We start from the raw sequence: 1,280 nt of genomic DNA, 5'->3' as shown, positions 1-1,280 counted from the left end.
TACTGCCCGAAGAAAAAACCAACGTCAGATTTTAATATCAAGTTAGTGGGGGTGAGCGCGAATGAGTGATATTTTGATACCTTGTGGCGGAGGCGGAGTTGATCTTGATGTAGTGACCGCCGCAGCAGCAGATATAAGAAAAGGGAAAGTGATCGTAGATAAAAATGGGGATCCCTTAACTGGCACCATGACCGAAAAAGCAGCGGCTACATATACACCAGGAACGGCGAACCAGAGCATTGCTGCCAACCAGTTTTTGACCGGTGCACAAACGATCAAAGGGGATACCAATCTGAAAGCGGCCAATATCAAAAAGGGTGTGTCGATATTTGGGGTTACAGGAAGTTGGGAAGGGTATGTCGCTGCGGCCACCGATTTATATTACAAGGGGAATAATGCGTATAGCTTCACAGGCAATAATGCAGCTGTGTATTTTGGATCAGACAGGATTCAAATAACCAAATACTCCTATCCCCAATTTACCGCTGGCAAAGCATTTACATGGAGTGGTTACACTAAGCTGATTGTTAATTTCAACTTAGCGGGTGTTGATTATTATACTGATGCTGACTATTACATTGCAGTCATCGAGCTATGGAATGGGTCAACAAAGATAAAAACATCTAGGACCAACATGGGTCTGAAGTCAACGCTTGACCTTGTTACGGATATTACCGCATTGGCAGGATCTTTTGCCCCAAAGATTTATTTATCGGTCGAATATTATAACGATGCTCATGGAAGTGACAGTGATCCATCATGGAGCAGGACACCATTCACCGGGAATGTTTTCAGGATTAGAGTAGCGTAACGTCCAGTTTATAGCTATGCAAAATAGACCCGGTCAATATAAAATGTAACCCCAGCACCACTACAGTATAAATAAAGCGCGATATATCGCGTTGCATTAATGGCACTGATATTAAATGATAAGGTATTGCCACTTAAGGATCCCCCCACCGAATCTGTGGTAACTGCGGATAGACTGGTGCCGTAGTATAACTTGGAGTCGGCAGTAAGTTTTCCAGTCCCAGCCCGAAAGTCTACCTTTAATGCACTGTAAGGAGTTAAATTACGTGATGCACTGGGATATAAGTAACAGCATCTAAATGCCGCGCCATTATCAGACTTACATGTCATTTGAGCCGTATCAAAAATAACAGATCCGCCCGAGACAAACGTAAAAGCTGTGCCGAATTTTAAATTGCCAGAATTAGCACCTTTATAATACAGGTCATTTGACCCAGGTATGTACCCTTCCCAACTTCCTGTAACCCCAA

At 43.3% G+C, this 1,280-nt stretch carries 2 protein-coding genes; one reads left to right on the top strand and one right to left on the bottom strand.

Translation table 11 applies throughout. The features are described from left to right. The first annotated feature begins 61 nt into the window (after nucleotides 1-61). Nucleotides 62-811, top strand: a complete 750-nt coding sequence (locus tag CLFS41_RS30605; protein ID WP_242856757.1) for a hypothetical protein — start codon at nucleotides 62-64, stop codon at nucleotides 809-811. 14 nt (nucleotides 812-825) lie between these two features. Here CLFS41_RS30605 and CLFS41_RS30560 read toward each other — a convergent pair. Further along, the coding region (locus CLFS41_RS30560; RefSeq protein WP_207642650.1) for a hypothetical protein at nucleotides 826-1,280 on the bottom strand (455 nt) is incomplete at its 5' end.

The sequence above is a fragment of the Clostridium sp. FS41 genome (assembly GCF_000954015.1).
GTDB classification, from domain to species: Bacteria; Bacillota; Clostridia; order Lachnospirales; family Lachnospiraceae; genus Enterocloster; species Enterocloster citroniae.
This window is presented reverse-complemented; position numbering and strand designations above follow the sequence as displayed.